Raw genomic sequence first — 17,977 nt, 5'->3', positions numbered from 1 at the left:
GGCGGAGCGGTGATGGGTGTCCGTCCCTTCAGGAACGACCGGCGAGCAGCTCCGCGGCGGCGCGGGCACCGGCCCTGGTCGCACCGAAGGTGGCCAGGTGGAGTCGCCCGGTCACCCGCTCCGGTACGCCGAGTTCCACCACCACGGCGTCCGGACGTACCGCCAGCACCCGGCTCACGGTGCCGGCCATCCAGTCGTGCCGGTGCAGGTCACGGACCACCAGTACGAGCGGCCGACCCACCGCCGGGGCGAGCAGCGACGGCGGCAGCCGGTCGCCCGTCGGCAGGTCATCGGCGGTCAGCCGGATCGAGGTGGTGCCCGGTAGCAGGGCGGCGAGCGGTTCGGCCAGTCCCCACGGGGTCTCCGCGCCGATGGCGATGTTGCGCGGCGGGGCGAACTCCACCACGTGGGCGGCGCTGTCCAACGGCAGCGGGACGGCGTCCGGCTCGGCGGTCAGCCGGATCGCCTGGCGGGCGGCGGCCAGTCCGATCGGCGACCCCTGCGGTCCGGAGCCCGGCCAGGGGTCCTGCTCGGCCCGGGCGGCGGTGGTCCAGGCCGCGAGCTGACCCACCCGCTTGGCGGCCTCGACCAGCCGCTCCTCGGGCAGCTCACCGGAGACGACCGCGGCCACGACGGCGTCCCGGAGCCGGCGCGCGGTCTCCTCGTCGGCGTGGTCGCCGCCGACACAGATCGCGTCGACCCCGCTGGCCAGGGCCCGTACGGCCACCGCTTCGAGCCCGTACCGGTCGGCGACCGCGCGCATCTCGATCCCGTCGGTGATCACGACACCCTGGAAGCCGAGTTCCTCCCGGAGCAGGCCGTTGAGGACCCGACGGCTCAGGGTCGCCGGCCACTCGTCGTCGATCGCCGGCACCAGCAGGTGCCCGGTCATGATCGCTTGGACCCCGGCGTCGATCGCGGCCCGGAACGGCGGCAGTTCGGCCAGTTCGAGCTGGTCCCGGGTCGAGTCGATCCGGGGTACGTCGATGTGCGAGTCGACGCTGGTGTCGCCGTGTCCCGGGAAGTGCTTGGCGCAGGCGGCGACTCCGGCGGCCTGGAGTCCGCGTACCCAGGCGGCGGTCTGGCGGGCCACCAGGGCGGAGTCGGCACCGAAGGCGCGTACGCCGATCACCGGGTTGTCCGGGTTGGAGTTGACGTCGGCGACCGGCGCGTAGTTGAGGGTGATTCCGGCGGCGGCCAGTTCGGCGCCGAGGTCCCGGGCCACCCGCTCGGTGAGTTCGGGGTCGTCGATCGCGCCGAGGGCCAGGTTGCCGGGGCGGGAGCTGCCGGTACGCGACTCGAAGCGGGTGACGTCGCCGGCCTCCTCGTCGATCGCCACCAGCACGTCCGGCCGCTCCGCGCGCAGTGCGGCGGTGAGCGCCGAGACCTGCGCGGTGTCGCGTACGTTGCGGGCGAAGAGTGCGACGCCGCCGAGCCCTTCGCCGAGCCAGCGGCGTACCCAGTCCGGCGGGGCGTCGCTGCCTTCGAAACCCGGCTGGAGTACGGCCGAGGCCAGAATCGACAGGCTGCCCGTCGGAGTGCTCATCAGGCTGCGTACCCCCGTGTTGTCCACAGTGAACGCGCCGGTCCGGTCGCGGCGCGTGCTGCCATGGTCACACCGGCCCCGGAAATAGTCAATAAACCTTTCTATTAGCGGGATGCGCCCTTCCGCCGGCCGTACGACAATGTGCGGATGGGTCAGATTCCGCTCGCCGCCGAGGACACCAGCTGGTACGACGTGCCCGGCGTACGGCTGCTCGGCGCGGTCCTGGGCACACTCCTGCTGATCGCGGCGATCCGCTCGATGTTCGGCCGAGGTGGCCGCTGAACAGGGCGGCGGGCGGGGCGGACGCGCTTTGCGGGCCGGATGGCCGGACCTGTTCTAACCTGTCAGCTGATCTGTATCCGTCCGGTACGCGAAAGGGGCTTGTCGTGACAGACCAGCCGGTATTCAGCGAGTTCGGGTTTTCCGACGACGAATGGGGTCTGCTCGTCGGCCTGCCGCAGGCAGTGTTGACCGCGGCGAGCGCCGCCGAGTCGAACGGCACCCGGCGCACCCGGACCGAGAACGCCGCCGGCCTGGACGCGATCTCCGCCGGCCGGGAGTCGGCCAGCCCGCTCGTCGCCGCGGTCGCCGGAGAGGCGATCGCCCGGACCGGCGACCCGGAGACCGGCGAGGAACTGCCGGTGATCGAGCCGGACGACCCGCAGGCGATGATCGCCGACGTGCTGCAGCGGGCCAAGACGGCCGCCGCCCTGCTCGCGGACCGGATGCACGAGGGCGAGGTCGGCGCGTACGAGCACTGGCTGGTCGAGATCGCCGACCAGGTGGTGTCGGCGGCGCCCAGCGGCGGCATCCTCGGCATCGGCGGCGAGGCGGTCAGCGACGCCGAGCGGCGGTTCCGGGACCGGCTGGCCGAAGTCCTCAACGACTGACCCGATAACGACTGACCCGATGATGACTGACCCGATGGCGGAGGAGACGACAAGATGACCGCACCAGGGACCGAGGAAGTCCAGGACAGCCCCACCGGTTGGGTCGCCGACCACATCCGCGAGTACGTGGAGAGCAACGGCGAGCGGGGCCGGACCTGGCGGGGCTACCCGACGTTACTGATCACTGTCCGGGGCCGGAAGTCGGGCAAGCTGCACCGGACCGCGTTGATCTACGGACGGGACGGCGACAACTACCTGCTGGTCGCGTCACAGGGCGGAGCGCCGAAACATCCCGCCTGGTACCTGAACCTCACCGCCGACCCGGAGGTCCGGGTCGAGGTGGACGGGAAGACGCTTGTCGCTCGGGCGCGTACCGCCACGCCCGAGGAGAAGCCCGAACTCTGGCAACGGATGGTCGAGATCTTTCCGCCGTACGCGACGTACCAGACCAAGACGAGCCGGCAGATCCCGGTCGTCATCCTCGAACCCGTCGACTGACCAGCCCGCGCACACGTTCTGGTCAATTCGGCGGAACAGGTGTGGATTCCCCCACCCCGGGGCACAGAAGTCGCTCATGGGTGGGGCAGGAGTTCACGGCACGGAGTTGCTCGGCGGCCGTTACCGGCTGGTCGAGCGACTCGGTGCCGGTGGCATGTCGGTGGTCTGGCGCGGTTACGACGAGGTGCTGGGCCGGCAGGTGGCGGTGAAGGTGCTCGCCTCCCGGCTCGCCGACGATCGTGCGTTCCGACGTCAGATCCGGGTCGAGGCACAGGCGGTGGCCCGTCTCGTCCACCCGCACATCACCGGCGTCTACGACTACGGCGAGTCGGTCACCGACGGGCTCACCGTTCCGTACGTGGTGATGGAACTCGTCGACGGCGAGTCGTTGGCGGCCCGCCTCGCCCGCGAGCACCGGCTGCCCTGGCGTCCGGCCGTCGCCGCGATCGCCGAGGCCGCGGCCGCGCTCGCCGCCGCGCACGCCCGGGGCATCGTGCACCGGGACGTGACACCGGGAAACGTCATGTTGACCGACGCGGGTGTCAAGGTGGTCGACTTCGGCATCTCCGCCCTGAGCGGCGAGAACGACACCGGACCCGACGGCCGGCTGCTCGGTACGCCGGCCTACTGCGCGCCCGAACGGCTCGACGGGGGCCAGGTGTCGCCCGCCGCCGACGTCTACGCGCTCGGTCTGCTGCTCTACCGCACGCTCACCGGCCACCTTCCGTGGCCGGAGAGCAGCGCCACCGGGGTGCTCCGGGCGCACCTCTACCAGGAACCGGCACCCCTGCCACCGGTCGACGGCCTCCCCGACGAGGTCGTCGACCTCTGCGCCCGCTGCCTCGCCAAGACCCCCGGCGAACGACCGGACAGCGCCGAGGTGGCCCGTACCCTGGCCGAGGCCGCCGGGACCTCGGCGGTCCTGCCGGTCTCCCCCGCGCCGGCCGGCGCCGGCTCGCCGATAGCACTCGCCAACGCCGGCACCACCATCCTGCCGTGGGCCGCCGGCACCGACGCCCTGCCGCTGCGCCGACCCGTCACCGGCCACCGACCACCCTGGCGCAGCCGCCCGGCCAGCACGGCCCGCCGACCCGGCCAGCGGGCCACCGGTCGTCGGATCGGCCCCGCCGCGCTCGGCCTCGGCCTGCTCGCCGTGTCAGGACTGGCGTGGGCGGCCAACTCGCTGACCCCGGGCCCCCGGGCGGACGTACCGCTGCGCGCCGAGGCCGCGACCCAACCGGCCCCGTGCCAGATCGGGTACGCGCTGCGCACCGACACCGGTCGCGCCTTCGAAGCCGAGGTGACCGTACGGAACACCGGTGACCAGCCGGTACGTGACTGGGTGCTGACCTTCGACTTCCCCGCCGAGCAGACCGTTACCGGGGCCGGGGCGGCACAGTGGCAGCAACGGGATCGCGGCGTGGTGCTGCACCCGGCCGATGCCGGCGAACTCACCCCAGGCTCCGCCGCCACGGTCCGGCTCACCGGGACGTACACCGGCACCAACCCGCTTCCGGTCCAGTTCCGGCTCGGCGACGCGGCCTGCGCGGCACAGGTATCGGGGATCGCCGGCACCAGCCCACCCGCTGCCGGCGCCGCGACCTCGGGCGTCACCTCGAAGCAGCCGGTCGGCCGCCCGGGCGAAGGGGCCCCACCCAAGGCGCCCCCGGCCAAGGGGAAGCAGCCGGAGGCACCACCGGCGAAGGGGGCGCCCCGGGCCGGCCCGGACCGCACCGTCGACTCGCCCCCGCGGAAACCGGGGCCGAAGGGCGACGGCGACAGGGATGAGGGCGACGAGGACGAGGAGGATGAGGAGGATGAGGAGGAGTGACCCGAGCGGGCCGGCACGGACCAGCGGATCAACCCAGCGGTCAGCCGCTGCGGTGACCGTCCGCCCAGCGCTGCCAGGCGTCCAGACCGGTACGACGATCGTCCGCCCAGGCCCGTTGCGCCTCGGCGCTCGGCACGTTCCACTCCCCGGTGGCGGTCACCCAGACGATCTCGTTGAGCGCGCGTCGCCGCAGCTCGTCCCGCTTCCACCAGGCAGCACCGTCCTGTAGGTCGCCGACCTGCGCCACCATCGCCGTCACCGCCTGCCGGGCGTCGGCCATGCCCTGCTCCCGTAACTGCCGCTGCCGGCGGATCGCCGCCTCCCAGCGCGCCCCCCAGTCGGCGACCAGCGGCGGATGCGGGCGGTTCATCGCCAGCTTCGCCGCGTGTTCGGTGTGGCTGGCGATCGTCATCGTGAGCAGGCCGTGGTGGGCCCAGAGCGGCTGTGTCTCGTCCGGGCCGGTCAGCGGGGACGGCTCCGAGCAGCGGCCGGTGTGCAGTGCGGCAAGGCACTCGCCCCGGCGGGCCGCGTACGAGCCCAGGTCGGTGAGGCGGACCAGCCCCGGCAGGGTCGTCACTCCCCGCCCGACCACCGTGACCACCACGTCGTCGCGTACGAGACGCCAGGCGACGTACCCCTGCACCCGCTGGACCAGCGCGGACGCCGTCACGGTGTCCGCGGTGACGTCGACCGGCTCGGCGCGGGGCGCGTCGGGCAGGCCGTCACGAGCCGGGGGCAGCACCCCGGGCACCGGGTAGTCCTCGCCGGACTGGGCGAAGACCGACGCGAGCACCCAGTCGAGCGGCTGCACCGTCGTGTCCGTACGCGACTGGGTCTCCACCAACAGCCAGGACTCGTCGGTCCGCAGCCCGTACCCGATCTGGACCGTCACCACCATGCCGTCCTGCCGCGACCACCCGGCGAGCCAGCCCGACTCCACCGAGTCGGCCAGCCCGTAGACCGGCCAACCGGGCAGTTCGAGATCAAGTTCGGCCCGTTGCCCCTCGGCGACCTCGCGCAACGCCTCCACCCAGCCGGTTTCCTCCGGCCCGACGAACCTCATGACCCATTGTCTCGACCATGCTCCGTCCGCACCAGCCCGAACGCCGGTCGCCGGACCCGGTGTGGGTCGCCGGGCGGCCTCACCACCCGTGCCGCAGTCGGACCAGGCGGGCCCCGTCACAATCCCGGGAAGCAGCGAGGTAGGCGGTGAACCAGGCCCGCTGCCGGTCGGCCGGCAGCGCCCGCAGCCGATCGATCGGTACGTCGGACTCCGGTGGTTCCTCGAACAGCCACGCGCGGGCGAGCTCACGGGTCTCGTACGCCTCCTCGTCGCGCACGTTGCAACTCGGATAGACCACCTGGCGGGCCTCGATGCGGAGCGCTTCCACGTCGGACAGGCCGCCGAGGGCGTTCGACTGGAAGTCGAGGCTCAGCCAGAGGGTGCCTTCGGCCGGGTCGTACGACTGATCCGGGGGCTTCAACGCGTAGTCCGCCACCCGGACCGGGGCACCCGGGATCCCCTCGATCCGCCGCATCAGCGGCTGGATCGCCGTCGCCACGTCCTCCAGCAGGAACGCGTTGATCCGGGCCAGACAGACCGACGGTCCGGCGGTGGTGCAGACCGATCGTAACGCCTCCGGGTCCTCGCGGAGGTCCCGCAGGCGCGGACCGGCGCCGGTGACGATCGTCGCCGCCGCGACGATCGCGAGCAGACCGGCGAGCGACGCCGCCGCGCGCAGCCCAGCCGCGAGGGCGAGCAGGGTGGCGGTCAACGCCAGCAGCCAGACTCCCTGCCAGAGCTGGGTGGGTTCGGGCACCAGCCGGTACACGGACCAGCCGCTGTAGGCCGGGGACAACCAGTTCGGCCCGCTCTGTTCCAGGTAGCCGGGGATGGCGAGCCCCACGTAGGTGGCGAGGCCGGCGATCGGCGCGATCACCCGTGACCGGACCCGCCGGCCGAGGAGCACCCCGAGCGCGCTGGCCGTCCAGAGCGCGAGGACTCCCCCGACCAGGGTCCACCACCAGGCGCCGCCGCCGTACGTGGCGACCCGTCCCACCAGCACCGCCGCCACCGCGAACGGAACCAGCAGGCCGGCAGTGCCGGCGAGCGAGACCGCCGTCCAGGCGACCAGCAGCGGCTGCCAGGTCGGCCGGGGCACCGAGCCGAGCATTTCGTCCATCCCGCATCGCCGCTCCCGGCCGGCCTGCCAGGCGCTACCCGCCACCATCAGCGGGCAGAGGACCAGGAGCGATATCCGCAGGTAGTTAGCGAGGCCGGCCCAGCGCCCGCCCCACTCGTCCGGGTGCGCGGCCAACAGCCACACCCCGGCGACGCACAGGGCCACGGCTGCGGCCGGTGCCGCGCTCCGCCGCAGTTCGACCGTGAGCGTCCTTACGACCGCACCGCCGGCGCCCCTGAATCCCATCACGTCAGGTTAGGCCGCAAACTCGACCAAAACGGTTCTTTGAACACGTGCCCCGGGCGGGAGTGGCTGACGCGGGACTGGCTGCGGGCGTACACCCTTTCCCGTCAGCCGCCTGGCGACCCGTCGATACTGGTCCGATGGAGAACGGAGGTATGAAGGCCGCGCGGCGCTGGCTCGGACAGTGCGGCGTGGTGGAGGTCGCGGAAGGACGATGGTCATGGCTGTCGGCGGGCGGCTTCCCCGCCACCGGTACGGCGAACGACGTGGCGCACGAGTGGGTCGCTCTGGCGTGACAGGTCGCCCGACCAGGCAACGCCACGGCACCTTGTCCACAAACACGCGGTCAGGGCGCGGCTCTTCACACCACGACAGACCGTTATCCCCCACGCCGCAACGGATCCCGTCGACTCACTTCACGTAGTCAACGGGGTAACCCACCACTTTCTCAGCCGACCGTGGCGACCGAGAGAGCGACGAGCAGGAAGGCCGTGAGATAGGCCCACGAACGGTATCCCTGAAACCACTCCCAGCGGTTACGGCGCTCTTGCCAGCGTTCCGGAGGGAAATCCTTGTTCCAGCGGAGTGTGGACAGGTTGATCGGCACGTTCACGACCACGGTCGTGACGATGCCCGTGGCCCAGGTCGCGGCCGCAACCCAACGCAACACCTCGGGCAACCCCGCCCCGTCAGGGCGGGCCGCGTAGCTGATAGCCAGCACAAGCGAAGCCGTCATCAGCACCGGCATCACGATGCCGAAGGTACGCAGCAGACCCTGTTCGACCAGGATGTGGTCACGCGGCGCCAGACGCTTGACCACCGGATGCACAAAAGCATAGGAACCAAACTCGGCGCACGCCGTGAACCCCAGCACTGCGACGGTGGCGAACATCAGTACGTCCATCCCCGGTCCTCTCATCGTGCCGGTCGGCACAGCGCCACGCCCATCGGCGAACTGCACCGCAGGCGTCCCGCGACGCGACACCGCACGTTCCTCGACGACGTTATTGATTGATTGATAACATGTCAACCATGGGCCAGAAACGAATCTCCTCGTCCCAGCGACGCGCTTCCGTGCTCGCTGCGGCGATCCGGATCTTCGGCAGCAAGGGCTTCGTCGCAACCACCACGGCAGACATCGCCCGCGAGGCCGCCGTGAGCCAGCCCTACGTGGTGTCCCTGTTCGGCAGCAAAGATGCCCTCGTCCGAGCCGCGATCGAGCACGCGCTCGACAGGGTGGTCGAGGTGTTCGAGCAGACGATCGACGACGACGCACCTGGCGAACTCGCACCGCGTATCGGTGTCGCCTACCTTCAACTGTTCAAGGAGCAGGGACTGCAACTCTGCCTCGCGCACGCCTTCACCGCCGGCACCGATCCGGAGATCGGGCCACTCGCCAGAGACGGCTTCCTCCGCGTCTACCGGGTGCTCGTCGACCACGGTCATCTCGCACCTGAACAAGCCAGTCAGATCCTCGCCGCCGGCATGATGGCCAACGTCGTCCTCGGCTTACGTCTGGCCGACGACTATGACCGTGAACCCGCAATACGCGAACTCCTCTCGGCGACCTACCCGAGCAATGTCGAGCTCCTCAGGACCGTCACCGGTGCCTACGATGGCGTCGCCCCTCCACAAGGTGCGGCCGACGTTTGATCCGCTGATGGGTCAGGTCGACGACGGACCGGTGCACCCGGGACGAACCTAGGATGGTCGGGTGTCGGAACCGATCGAGGACCTGATCCGGCCCGGCTGGTCGGTGGAGCCACTGGGCCACAACCCGTTCAACGCCGCGACCGGGGGCATCTGGCGGGTCCGACGTGACACCGGTACGGCGATCCTCAAGATCGCCGCGCCGCCCCGGCCGCCGGGCAACCACCCGCCACACTGGGCGACCAGCGACGACCCGGGCCACTGGAACTACTGGCGCCGTGAACCGCTCGCCTACCGCAGCGGTCTGGCCGCGACCGCGTACGCCCCGGCCGGGGTCCGGGCGCCGGTGCTGCTCGACACGGTCGAGCGGGGCGACGGCTCGGTGGCACTCTGGTTGGAGGACGTCGCGGGTCGCCCCGGCATGGAGTGCTCGCCGGAACAACTGGGCGACCTCGGCCACCGGCTCGGCGTCGCGCACGCCGCGTGGCTGGGGCGCAGTCCCGGGCAGGGCTGGCTGGCGCGGGACTGGCTGCGGGCGTACACCCTTTCCCGTCCGGTGCCCGAGCCGCAGCGCTGGGACCACCCCGTCGCGGTACGGAGCTGGCCGGCCGAGCTGCGCGACGGGCTGCGCCTGCTCTGGGAGCGGCGGCACGACGTCCTCGCCGCCACCGACGAGCTGCCCCGGACCCTGAGTCACCACGACGTGTGGCCGATGAACCTGATCGTCGCCGCCGACGGGCCGGTGCTCTTCGACTGGAGTTTCGTCGGGCCGGGCCCGATCGGCGAGGACGCGGCCAACCTGATCCTCGACACCTTCTTCGACGGGTTGGTCGGCGTCGACCTGCTCGACGAGGTCGTGAGCGCGGTCCTCGCCGGCTACCAGCGCGGACTCGCCCCGGCGGTGGACGCAGAGGTGGTACGTCGGGCGGTCGCGCTCTGCGCCGCCGCGAAGTACTTCTGGCTCGCTCCCGGGATGATCGGTGCGCTGGCCCGACGTGACACCGACCGGAGCCAGCACTACGACAGCCGGGACGATCTGAGCATGTTCGCTGGCCGACGCCGCGTGCTCGAACTCCTGATGGCCTGGTTCCGGCTCGCCCTGCCCTGACCGACGGCGGCACGGCCTTTTGGTCCGTCCCTTTCGGACTGTCGAGATCTGTTACGACGCGCGGTGGCGCGGCCACGTTACCGTCACCGCGTACGTCGGGTGGACCTTGAACCGAGTGGGGATGAGTGCATGAGGTACCGCGCCCTAGCGATGATCGCCGTAGCGGTGACCGCGTCAGCCGCCCTGGTCGCCTGCAACGGAGACGAGGCGTGCGCGGCGCCCGGCGGATCCAGCGGTGGTCGGTCGACCGGCGGGTCCAGCGGATCGAAGTCGACCGGCGGCGGGACGAACAGCAACCGGACCGCACCGAAGGCCCCCGTCGTACTTCCGGCACAGCCCGCCGGGCAGGTCGGAGAGCCTGCCGGGCAACCGGTGCAGAAGATGCCCGGGAACGGGTCGGTGGGCTCTCGGACCGGGCACCGCGACGGCGGGCCGGTGGTTGTGCCGTACGTCGTCGGGGACGACGACAATGACGACTGCGACTGAGCAGATCGGGCGTACGGGCACCGCACGGTGGCACCCGTCGGTGCGGGCAGAAGTGACGCTTCCGTCGCATCGCACCCGCACGCCCCGCAGGTTCGGCCTCCGCTTCGGCACCGACCGAACGCCGGCCGGCGTGCCGGGACCGTTGTTATGGTCAGCCTGACAACCAGCAAGCTTGAAATGATCGACGCTGGGGCACTTCACCTGGGAGGCGCGCCCGGACAAGTACCCCGCGCTGATCCTGGACTGGTGGCACGGCGGCTACCGTACGGCGGAGTCATCAGCCCTTCGGTGACCTTCGCCGGCCTTCCGCCAGTGCCTCGTCTTTGCAGTCGGACGGTGCGGTTGCCCGGGCCGCGTTCCACGTGTGCCCTGGTGCCTTCGGTGTTGAGGTCCGGGGCTTAGTTACTGTGGGTACACCGCAGAGGGGGGTGATCATGGCAGGCGCCAGGCCGCTTCTGCGGCTGCTGTTACTCGTCGCGGTCGCCTTCGGTGTCGCCAGCATGCACACCCTCGGTCACGTCTCCGGCGAACGGCACGCGAGCGCGGGCCGGAATATGTCGATGGCACCCACATCGCATGCCGTCGGCGATCGCATGACTGCCCTCGATGGGTTCACCGTGGCGCCCATGGATACGGCGACTGTCAGGGTCGGGTGGGTCCGCGCAGGGGACGGTGGCGGATCAGGCGTACCGCATGGGGATCCGCTCTCGGTCTGCCTGGCCATCCTCACAGCGCTGGGCATGGCGGTCCTCGTCGCGGCGGCGCTACGTGCCATCTGGTCACCAAGTCTCATAGGTAGCGACGTGGTTTACATCACGTCGCCCAGCCGAGCGCCTCCACGACTGCGCGTCGGCTTGCGAATCGCTGACCTTTCGGTGTCGCGGACATAGGAGCCACCTCCGGACGCGCTTCACCACGTCCGGATATGGGCGATAGCTCCTAGATCCAGTCACCGTACGGAAGGCACACAAACGATGAATCGCACTATTATCCTGCGTCGCTCCATGTTCGGCGGGGTGGCTGCCCTCGCCGCGTTGATCCTGGCTGCCGGCTGCGGCGACGACGGCGGTATGCCCACTATGGACCACGGGGCGAGCAAGGCCCCAACCACCGCCGCCTCGTCATCCGCCACAAGTGACTTCAACGACTCGGACGTCATGTTCGCGCAAATGATGATCCCGCATCACCAGCAGGCGGTGGAGATGGCCGACCAGGCCACCACCCGGGCCAAGGATCCGGAACTGAAGTCACTCGCCGCCCAGATCAAGACCGCGCAGGCCCCGGAGATCAGCACCATGACCGGATGGCTGACCGCGTGGGGTCGACCGACGGCCGCACCCGGCGCGTCGGGCGGGCATGACGCACACGGCAGCGGTATGCCCGGCATGATGTCCGAGCAGGACATAACCATGCTGACAAGCGCCACGGGCACCGACTTCGACCGCAAGTTCGCGGAGATGATGATCGCCCACCATAACGGCGCGATCACCATGGCCAAGACCGAACAGGCCAGCGGCGCCAGCCCACAGGCCAAGGAAATGGCGGGCCAAATCGAAAAGTCACAGGCCGTTGAGGTGAAGCAACTGCAGGGCATCCTCGACCGCCTGTCGTAAGAGATGTTGAGTGCCCGGGCAGGTCGCCTTCGCGGGCGCCCGCCCGGGCCATCACCGGTCGGTCGGCCAGCCACACCTGAAGCTCCCCTGGCAGTTCGGGAACGTACTGCGCCAGCGTGTGGTGCGGCTCTACCGAAAGGCCGACCCTAAACGGGTGATTCTTTCAACCTCATTAGCAGGCTGCCGATGCCAACGTCTGGTCTGCCCTACAAAAGGCAGGCGAGCGTCACCCGACCGGGTTCCGAGACAAGTTCTCGGATCTCCGAGGAAGTCTCCGGTATTACCGTGGGCTTGCGCGCCGGGTGACGGACAAGAGTCCTCTCGGTCGAATACTGACGTAACCCGATCGAGAGGATACGGACCATGCACGACCTTTCTCGTCGCAAACTGCTCCAGGCGACAGCGGCCGTTGGCACAGGGGCGGTCGTTTTCCCGGGCATTATCACCAGCGGCACCGCAGCCTTTGCGGCAGACGGCTCGGATTTGGCCTACGGCGAGAAGTGCCCGCCGGCGACGCTAACCGGCCGCATAGTTCGTCCCCAGGACCCCGGTTATGCGGATGCGCGCCTCGGCTGGGACGAACTCTTCGATCGCTATCCGCTGGTCATCGTCTTCGCGCAGGAAACCCAGGATGTGGTGAACGCACTCACGTGGGCGCGGCAGAACGACGTCGCGCTGCGGGTGCGCAGTGGCCGCCACAGCCTCGAGGGCTGGTCGAACGTGGACAACGGCATTGTGATCGACGTCAGCGAGCTGAAGTCGACCCACATCGACACGGACAACAACACCGCGAGAGTCGGCGCCGGTCTCAATCAGTTGGAAGCGGTGACCGCGCTCGGCGAGTACGACCTGGCGGTAACGACCGGTACGGAGGGAAGCGTGGGTCTGTCCGGCGCGACCCTCGGTGGCGGATTGGGCTTCCTCACCCGCTACCTCGGCATGGCCTGCGACAGCCTGATCGGGGCGGAGATTGTCATCCCCTGGGGTGTCGACGGCGCGAAGGTGCTCGAGGTGGACCTGAAGAACCACTCGGACCTGCTCTGGGCGCTACGCGGTGCGGGAAACGGGAACTTCGGGATCGTCACCTCGCTCACCTACAAGGTGACGCCACTGCGGAGCGTCGCCTATCTTCAGGCGACCTGGGAGGGTCTCGGCGACCTGCACGGGATCTTCGACACGTGGCAGCGCAGCGCACCATTAGCCGACAACCGCCTCGGCACCCAACTCGAGATCCACAAATCGCAGATCCTGCTCTTCGGGGTTCTCGCGGAGGGGTCGGAGGCAGAAGCGAAGGCGCTACTGGCACCGATTCTTTCGTTCGGCAATCCCGAGGTCACGGTGCAGACCGGGGGCTGGGGCGAAATCTATAACGGATTCCAGATTCCGACCGAGGACGAGCCCGCGAACTGGAAGTTCTTCTCGCAGTTCTCCAACGAACCGTTCCCGTACGAGGCGATCGAGCTGATCCGCTCGTTCATAGAAATCGCCCCGACGGAGGAGAGCAACTTCTTCACCCAGGCATTCGGCACCGGAGCGCAAAGGCACGAGCCCCCCGGCGGCTCGGCGTTCCCGCATCGCGACGCGCTCTTCTATTCCGAACCCGGCGTTGGCTGGGGCACCCGTGGCGAGCCGGAAAGCGGCGACGCCCTCACCCCGGTCGCCCAGACCTGGATCGCCGAGTTCAGCCAGGCACTGCGACCGTACGTGGACGGCGCCTACGTCAACGTGCCGAACATCGGGACGGCGGAATGGGAAACCGCCTACTGGGGCCGCAACTTCAAGCGGCTACGCCAGATCAAGGGGAAGTACGACCCCCTCAACGTCTTCCAGTACGAGCAGAGCATTCCACCCGCGACCTGCTGAGCTGAGCGTGGAAGCCGGTTGGCGCCCAGCGCCGGGCGCCTACCGTGCGCCCAGGGGTCTTCCCCGGGTCGAGCCCGGCCGTGTCGTCGGCCTGGGTGCCAGCTGCGATCTCCAAGGGGCCTACCCCGAGGACGCGAGCACCCGGAGCTTCCTAGTCAGTGAGTTCGCGATACTGGAGGACGGTCGGCGCGTGCTCCTGCACGCGGAACGTGGGTTCAGTGTCACTGCCAGATCAACCGGTGTCCCGGGTGGTGTTGTACCGCTCGTCGAGACTCGGGAAAGCATCACCCAGCAAGTTTTGAGCGCCGTGCTTCCCAACGACGAAGAGTGCGCGATGGAGCAGGAACACGATTGGTCATGGCTGGCCGAGCTGGCGCGGGCTCGCGGCCTGGATGTGACCGAGGATGACCTGCGAGGTCTTCCCTATGAGGTGGTTTTCGCCGACCGGATGACCCGTTGGCTCAGTCCCACCTGAGACCGATCGTGCTGGAAACGCCGCAGGGGCGCTCACCGCCGAACTCGACGGTGGGCGCCCCTGCGACCGATGGGACGTCGGCTCAGTGAGCCGTCCCTCCGGGCTGTACCGCTCCGTTCACGGTCAGCGTGTACGGCGCGTACTGCTTGAGCTGCTCGGTCGGCTCGTCGTACGACACCACGGCGACGACCTTCGGGAACGCGTTGAGCAGTGCCAGCTCAAGCTTTCCGATCGTCACCTCGGGCCGTCCGTTGGACTCGAACTGCCAGGCGAGCGAGTGCTTGTCGTCGATGCCGATGAGCTTCAGGTTCCAGTTGTGGACCGTCGTCGGGTGGATCTGGCTGGGCGACTGGAATGGGGCGAGGCTGCTGCCGTCGCTGATCGCCTTGCCGCCGACGGTGATGTCGTCGATCGACAGGCCGCCCTCGTTGACGCCACCGTCACTGACGTAACGGAAGCCGAGCAGCACGGTCTTGCCGGCGTACGCGGACAGGTCGTACGAGCGGGGCTCGAAGCCGTTCGTCGTGCCGTTGAGACCCGGGCCGAGCGGTCCCGCGACCGTCTGGTCGCCGGGGATGACGGTGTACGTGGCACCGCCGTCGGTCGACACGGTCACGTAGCCGTAGTCGAAGCCGAACTCGGCACCGTACTTGGCCAGGAACCGCAGCGTCGGGTCGGTGCTCGGCACGGTGACCGAGGTGACCGCGGCCGCGTCCGTGCTGTTGGCGTTGCCGGACCAGAGCACGGCGTTACCCGGGCGGTCCGGATCCTGGGCGGTGGTCGTCCAGGCCAGCGGAAGCGCGGGCAGGGTCCGAGCCCCCTGGAACTTCACCGACCGCAGGTCGCTACCGCGCAGGGTCTTGCCCTTGGCCGTGGCGAGCTGCACGTAGTCGGCTCCGTTGGGGGCGACCCCCGGGGTGCTGTTGGCGGCCGGGTTGGCCAGGTTCACCGTCGAGCGCAGGCTCGGCGTGGTGACACGGCTCTTGGCGACGCCGAGAATGAGCCCCAGCCGCGCATCGCCAACAATCTTGTCGAGCAGGGTCATCGACTGGTAGTCGTGGATGACCTGGTAGACGTCGCGGACCCCTTCGTCCTTGAGCGCGGCCTCCAGGCTCGCGAGACCCTGGTGAGCGCCGTCCCGGTGCAGCTTGGACATGAAGTCGGCGCCGTACCGGTCGTACAGGAACAACATGAACGAGTACGCGTTGCCGTAGTCGGCGAGCACCGCGTTCGGGTTGGGGCTCTCGTCCCAGAGGGTGAGCGAGTTCTCCGGGCCACCGCAGTCGCGCGGGTTCGGGTTGAACGGCGTTTCCACCGTGCCGAAGCCCTGGTAGCAGTAGAGGTGGCTGTCCGCACCCCGATCGAAGATCGTAGCCGTCGAGGTGACGTAACCGGTCAGCGTCTGGGCAAAGTCGGAGAGCCCTTCGTTGATCCAGTTCACCTCGAACGGGTCGGTGTAGTACTGGAGCAGGTGCTGCCACTCGTGCGCGAACGTACCCTCGTAGCTGTGCGGCCGCGCGCTACGGCTGGTGCACAGGTCGTCGGTCGGCTCGTCCGGCGGGTTGGCCCCCATCCGGTGCAACCAGTCGAACGCGTCGATGGTCATCACGTTGCGGTCGAGCAACTCGTTGAAATTCGCGGAGAAGAACCCGGCGATGTAGGTCGGAGCGGCCGGGAAGTCGTAGAAGTTGTCGTCGCGTACGTTGTCCACCAGCGTGACGGTCTTGTCGCCGCCGCCGGTGTAGACCCCGCCGTTGCCGTTCTCGTCCGGCCCGACCTGGGCGTGGGTGCCGTCCCGGTCCGGCGGCGTGCTGAACGCCGCGGTCTCCTTCGGGTACATGTTGTTGTCGAACTCGTCGACGAGGTTCTTCACCTGCGCGTCGGTGACCTGCGTCGAGGAGGGCAGCTGAAGGCGACAGTCGCCGGCCGGGAACGCCAGGTCGTTGGCGACCCAGACCTCGATGTGCTCACCGACGGCCCGGAGCGTGTAGTCCTTGCGGTAGACCGAGCCCTCGATGTCGTCCATGGCGAGCCACTGACGGACCGTGCCGACCGGCGGGGTCTCGACCGCCGCCGTCCGGGACCTGGCGTCAGCCGTACGGGGCTGGTAACGCGGGGACGTGTCGATCGGCCGACCGTCCAGCTTGAAGTCCTTCCGAGTGAGCTCACGCATGTCACTCGGCGGGGCGGCCTTCGGCGTGACGGCTTGCGCCGATGCCGGTGACGTCGAAGCGACGACGGAAAGGGCCGGTAGGACCAGAACGGCGGCGAGCGCCCCAACAAGGCGGCTGCGTGCCATGGAACCTCCTTCGGGTTCTTCACCCGGTGCCCGTGAGCGCCCGTGGAGAGGGCCGCTCACGTTGATCATTTGAACCGGCGTCACCGTAGCCCGTGGACACCCCGACCGGAGAAGAGAAAGCGACCCAAATCACCCAGGCCGTACGAGTCGCCTCACGCGGAGACTTTGATCTCGCAACCCGGGCAAAGAAACGGGGCTGAGAACGTACCGATGGGTTGGTTACGCTCCAGGGCGTGTTCCGTGCGGCGCGACCCGGCGACTTCGAGCAGATCATCCACCTCTACCGGCAACTGCACCCCGGCGATCCGGTCCTGGAGGACGGATCCGACGCGGCGGCTTTCGAGCAGATCCTGGGCACTCCGGCGCTGCGTCTCTTCGTACTCGAACTGGACGGGGTTGTCGTCGCCACGACGTACCTCAACGTGATCCCCAACATCACCCGATCGGCTTCGCCCTACGCCGTCATCGAGAACGTCGTCGTCGAGGAATCGCGGCGAGGCACCGGTCTGGGCAGACAGATCATGGCGGGCACACTCCAGGCCGCATGGGACGCCGGCTGTTACAAGGCGATGTTGATGACGGCCTCGCGTGAGCCCGCGACCCACGCCTTCTACCGAGCTTGCGGGTTCTCCGCCGACGTCAAGACGGCGTACGTCGCTCGACCTTCGTGACATGGCGGCGGCGTACGCTGACGACCCCATGAACATGGATTCAGGCTGGCTGATCGATCGGGCGCGGATGGAGTCGGTCTACCGCGCCGAGGATATGGTCACGCTGGACGACGCGACTCTTGCCGCTGTCACGCACGAACCGACCCGGGCCTTCCTGCGTGACGTCGGCCTACCGGACCGGGTGGGCTGGTTCGAGGCCGCCCAGCTTTTCGTCGACGGCGATCTGCAAGTCGGCGGCGAGGCGTGGGAGCGCGTCGCGCGACGGCATCCGAGCTGTCCCTTCGACATGTCGGCCTGGCTGACGCTCGGTGGGATCGGCCTCGACGACGCCATCGTGGACACGACCACCGGCGTCGTGTACTGCATTCCGGAGGACGGTGCTCCGCACCTGCTCAACAGCGGTGTCGACCGGCTGGCGTTCTTCCTGCACGCGCTGGAGGTCGAGCGACCGCAGTACGACCTCGAGGCGGACGCCGACGTGGTCGATCCCGAGGGAGCGGAGGCGAGGCTGCTGTCGCTGATGCGCCGGGCCGACCCGGCCGCGATGGAGTATCCGGAGTCCTGCTGGTTCTCCGTTCTCGGGAACGTACGCAGACTACTGAGCTACTAGCACTAGGGAAG

General features: G+C 69.3%; 19 protein-coding genes. 14 read left to right on the top strand and 5 right to left on the bottom strand.

Going from position 1 to position 17,977, the window contains the following annotated elements; all coding sequences use genetic code 11:
* Window positions 1-28 precede the first annotated feature (28 nt).
* Window positions 29-1,546 (bottom strand): glycoside hydrolase family 3 protein, encoded by a 1,518-nt coding sequence (locus BDK92_RS29535; protein ID WP_121162704.1) that lies wholly within the window; start codon window positions 1,544-1,546, stop codon window positions 29-31.
* A 147-nt stretch (window positions 1,547-1,693) separates the two neighbouring features.
* Here BDK92_RS29535 and BDK92_RS40890 point away from each other — a divergent pair, with 147 nt between their 5' ends.
* From BDK92_RS40890 to BDK92_RS29520, 4 genes are all read left to right on the top strand, one after another.
* Window positions 1,694-1,828, top strand: a complete 135-nt coding sequence (locus tag BDK92_RS40890; protein WP_281278655.1) for a hypothetical protein — start codon at window positions 1,694-1,696, stop codon at window positions 1,826-1,828.
* Between the two features lie 104 nt (window positions 1,829-1,932).
* A complete protein-coding gene (locus tag BDK92_RS29530) occupies window positions 1,933-2,436 on the top strand; it encodes a hypothetical protein (protein ID WP_121159662.1) in 504 nt (167 codons plus the stop codon).
* Window positions 2,437-2,490: 54 nt separating this feature from the next.
* Window positions 2,491-2,934, top strand: coding sequence for a nitroreductase family deazaflavin-dependent oxidoreductase (locus BDK92_RS29525; protein ID WP_121159661.1), 444 nt, complete (start codon window positions 2,491-2,493; stop codon window positions 2,932-2,934).
* Window positions 2,935-3,010: 76 nt separating this feature from the next.
* The gene (locus tag BDK92_RS29520) at window positions 3,011-4,765 is read left to right on the top strand and encodes a serine/threonine-protein kinase (protein WP_121159660.1); all 1,755 of its coding nucleotides are present in this window, start codon (window positions 3,011-3,013) and stop codon (window positions 4,763-4,765) included.
* A gap of 40 nt (window positions 4,766-4,805) precedes the next feature.
* Here the strand turns inward: BDK92_RS29520 and BDK92_RS29515 are convergent, their stop codons facing one another.
* Window positions 4,806-5,828, bottom strand: coding sequence for a hypothetical protein (locus BDK92_RS29515; RefSeq protein WP_121159658.1), 1,023 nt, complete (start codon window positions 5,826-5,828; stop codon window positions 4,806-4,808).
* A 79-nt stretch (window positions 5,829-5,907) separates the two neighbouring features.
* The gene (locus BDK92_RS29510) at window positions 5,908-7,194 is read right to left on the bottom strand and encodes an ABC transporter permease (protein ID WP_121159657.1); all 1,287 of its coding nucleotides are present in this window, start codon (window positions 7,192-7,194) and stop codon (window positions 5,908-5,910) included.
* A 137-nt stretch (window positions 7,195-7,331) separates the two neighbouring features.
* Between BDK92_RS29510 and BDK92_RS39235 the strand changes: the two genes are divergently transcribed.
* Window positions 7,332-7,487: a hypothetical protein gene (locus BDK92_RS39235; RefSeq protein WP_170208733.1), complete on the top strand. Its 156-nt coding sequence runs from the start codon at window positions 7,332-7,334 to the stop codon at window positions 7,485-7,487.
* A gap of 152 nt (window positions 7,488-7,639) precedes the next feature.
* On the opposite strand, the gene BDK92_RS29505 is transcribed toward BDK92_RS39235, so the two are convergent.
* Complete coding sequence (locus BDK92_RS29505) at window positions 7,640-8,095, bottom strand: anthrone oxygenase family protein (protein WP_121159655.1); 456 nt, start codon at window positions 8,093-8,095, stop codon at window positions 7,640-7,642.
* A 128-nt stretch (window positions 8,096-8,223) separates the two neighbouring features.
* On the opposite strand from BDK92_RS29505, the gene BDK92_RS29500 reads away from it, so the two are divergent.
* From BDK92_RS29500 to BDK92_RS38585, 7 genes are all read left to right on the top strand, one after another.
* On the top strand, window positions 8,224-8,844 hold the full coding sequence (locus BDK92_RS29500) for a TetR/AcrR family transcriptional regulator (protein WP_170208732.1): 621 nt from the start codon (window positions 8,224-8,226) through the stop codon (window positions 8,842-8,844).
* A gap of 61 nt (window positions 8,845-8,905) precedes the next feature.
* Window positions 8,906-9,949 (top strand): aminoglycoside phosphotransferase family protein, encoded by a 1,044-nt coding sequence (locus tag BDK92_RS29495; RefSeq protein ID WP_246017316.1) that lies wholly within the window; start codon window positions 8,906-8,908, stop codon window positions 9,947-9,949.
* 129 nt (window positions 9,950-10,078) lie between these two features.
* Window positions 10,079-10,435 (top strand): hypothetical protein, encoded by a 357-nt coding sequence (locus BDK92_RS29490; RefSeq protein ID WP_147457153.1) that lies wholly within the window; start codon window positions 10,079-10,081, stop codon window positions 10,433-10,435.
* Between the two features lie 434 nt (window positions 10,436-10,869).
* A complete protein-coding gene (locus tag BDK92_RS41290; RefSeq protein WP_425462274.1) occupies window positions 10,870-11,325 on the top strand; it encodes a DUF6153 family protein in 456 nt (151 codons plus the stop codon).
* Between the two features lie 114 nt (window positions 11,326-11,439).
* Entirely contained in the window at window positions 11,440-12,048 is a 609-nt protein-coding gene (locus BDK92_RS29480) for a DUF305 domain-containing protein (RefSeq protein ID WP_342775859.1), read from the top strand.
* Window positions 12,049-12,411: 363 nt separating this feature from the next.
* Complete coding sequence (locus BDK92_RS29475) at window positions 12,412-13,911, top strand: FAD-binding oxidoreductase (protein WP_121159648.1); 1,500 nt, start codon at window positions 12,412-12,414, stop codon at window positions 13,909-13,911.
* A 190-nt stretch (window positions 13,912-14,101) separates the two neighbouring features.
* Window positions 14,102-14,386, top strand: a complete 285-nt coding sequence (locus BDK92_RS38585) for a hypothetical protein (protein ID WP_147457152.1) — start codon at window positions 14,102-14,104, stop codon at window positions 14,384-14,386.
* An 82-nt stretch (window positions 14,387-14,468) separates the two neighbouring features.
* Here the strand turns inward: BDK92_RS38585 and BDK92_RS29465 are convergent, their stop codons facing one another.
* Window positions 14,469-16,685 (bottom strand): choice-of-anchor J domain-containing protein, encoded by a 2,217-nt coding sequence (locus BDK92_RS29465; RefSeq protein WP_121159645.1) that lies wholly within the window; start codon window positions 16,683-16,685, stop codon window positions 14,469-14,471.
* A 233-nt stretch (window positions 16,686-16,918) separates the two neighbouring features.
* On the opposite strand from BDK92_RS29465, the gene BDK92_RS29460 reads away from it, so the two are divergent.
* Both BDK92_RS29460 and BDK92_RS29455 read left to right on the top strand, forming a co-directional pair.
* Complete coding sequence (locus BDK92_RS29460; RefSeq protein WP_121159643.1) at window positions 16,919-17,356, top strand: GNAT family N-acetyltransferase; 438 nt, start codon at window positions 16,919-16,921, stop codon at window positions 17,354-17,356.
* A gap of 28 nt (window positions 17,357-17,384) precedes the next feature.
* Window positions 17,385-17,966, top strand: a complete 582-nt coding sequence (locus tag BDK92_RS29455; RefSeq protein WP_170208731.1) for an SUKH-4 family immunity protein — start codon at window positions 17,385-17,387, stop codon at window positions 17,964-17,966.
* Window positions 17,967-17,977 lie beyond the last annotated feature (11 nt).

The sequence above is a fragment of the Micromonospora pisi genome, from assembly GCF_003633685.1.
Classification (GTDB): Bacteria; Actinomycetota; Actinomycetes; order Mycobacteriales; family Micromonosporaceae; genus Micromonospora_G; species Micromonospora_G pisi.
The sequence above is the reverse complement of the archived record's forward strand: the minus strand, read 5'-3'. Positions and strand labels throughout refer to the sequence as shown.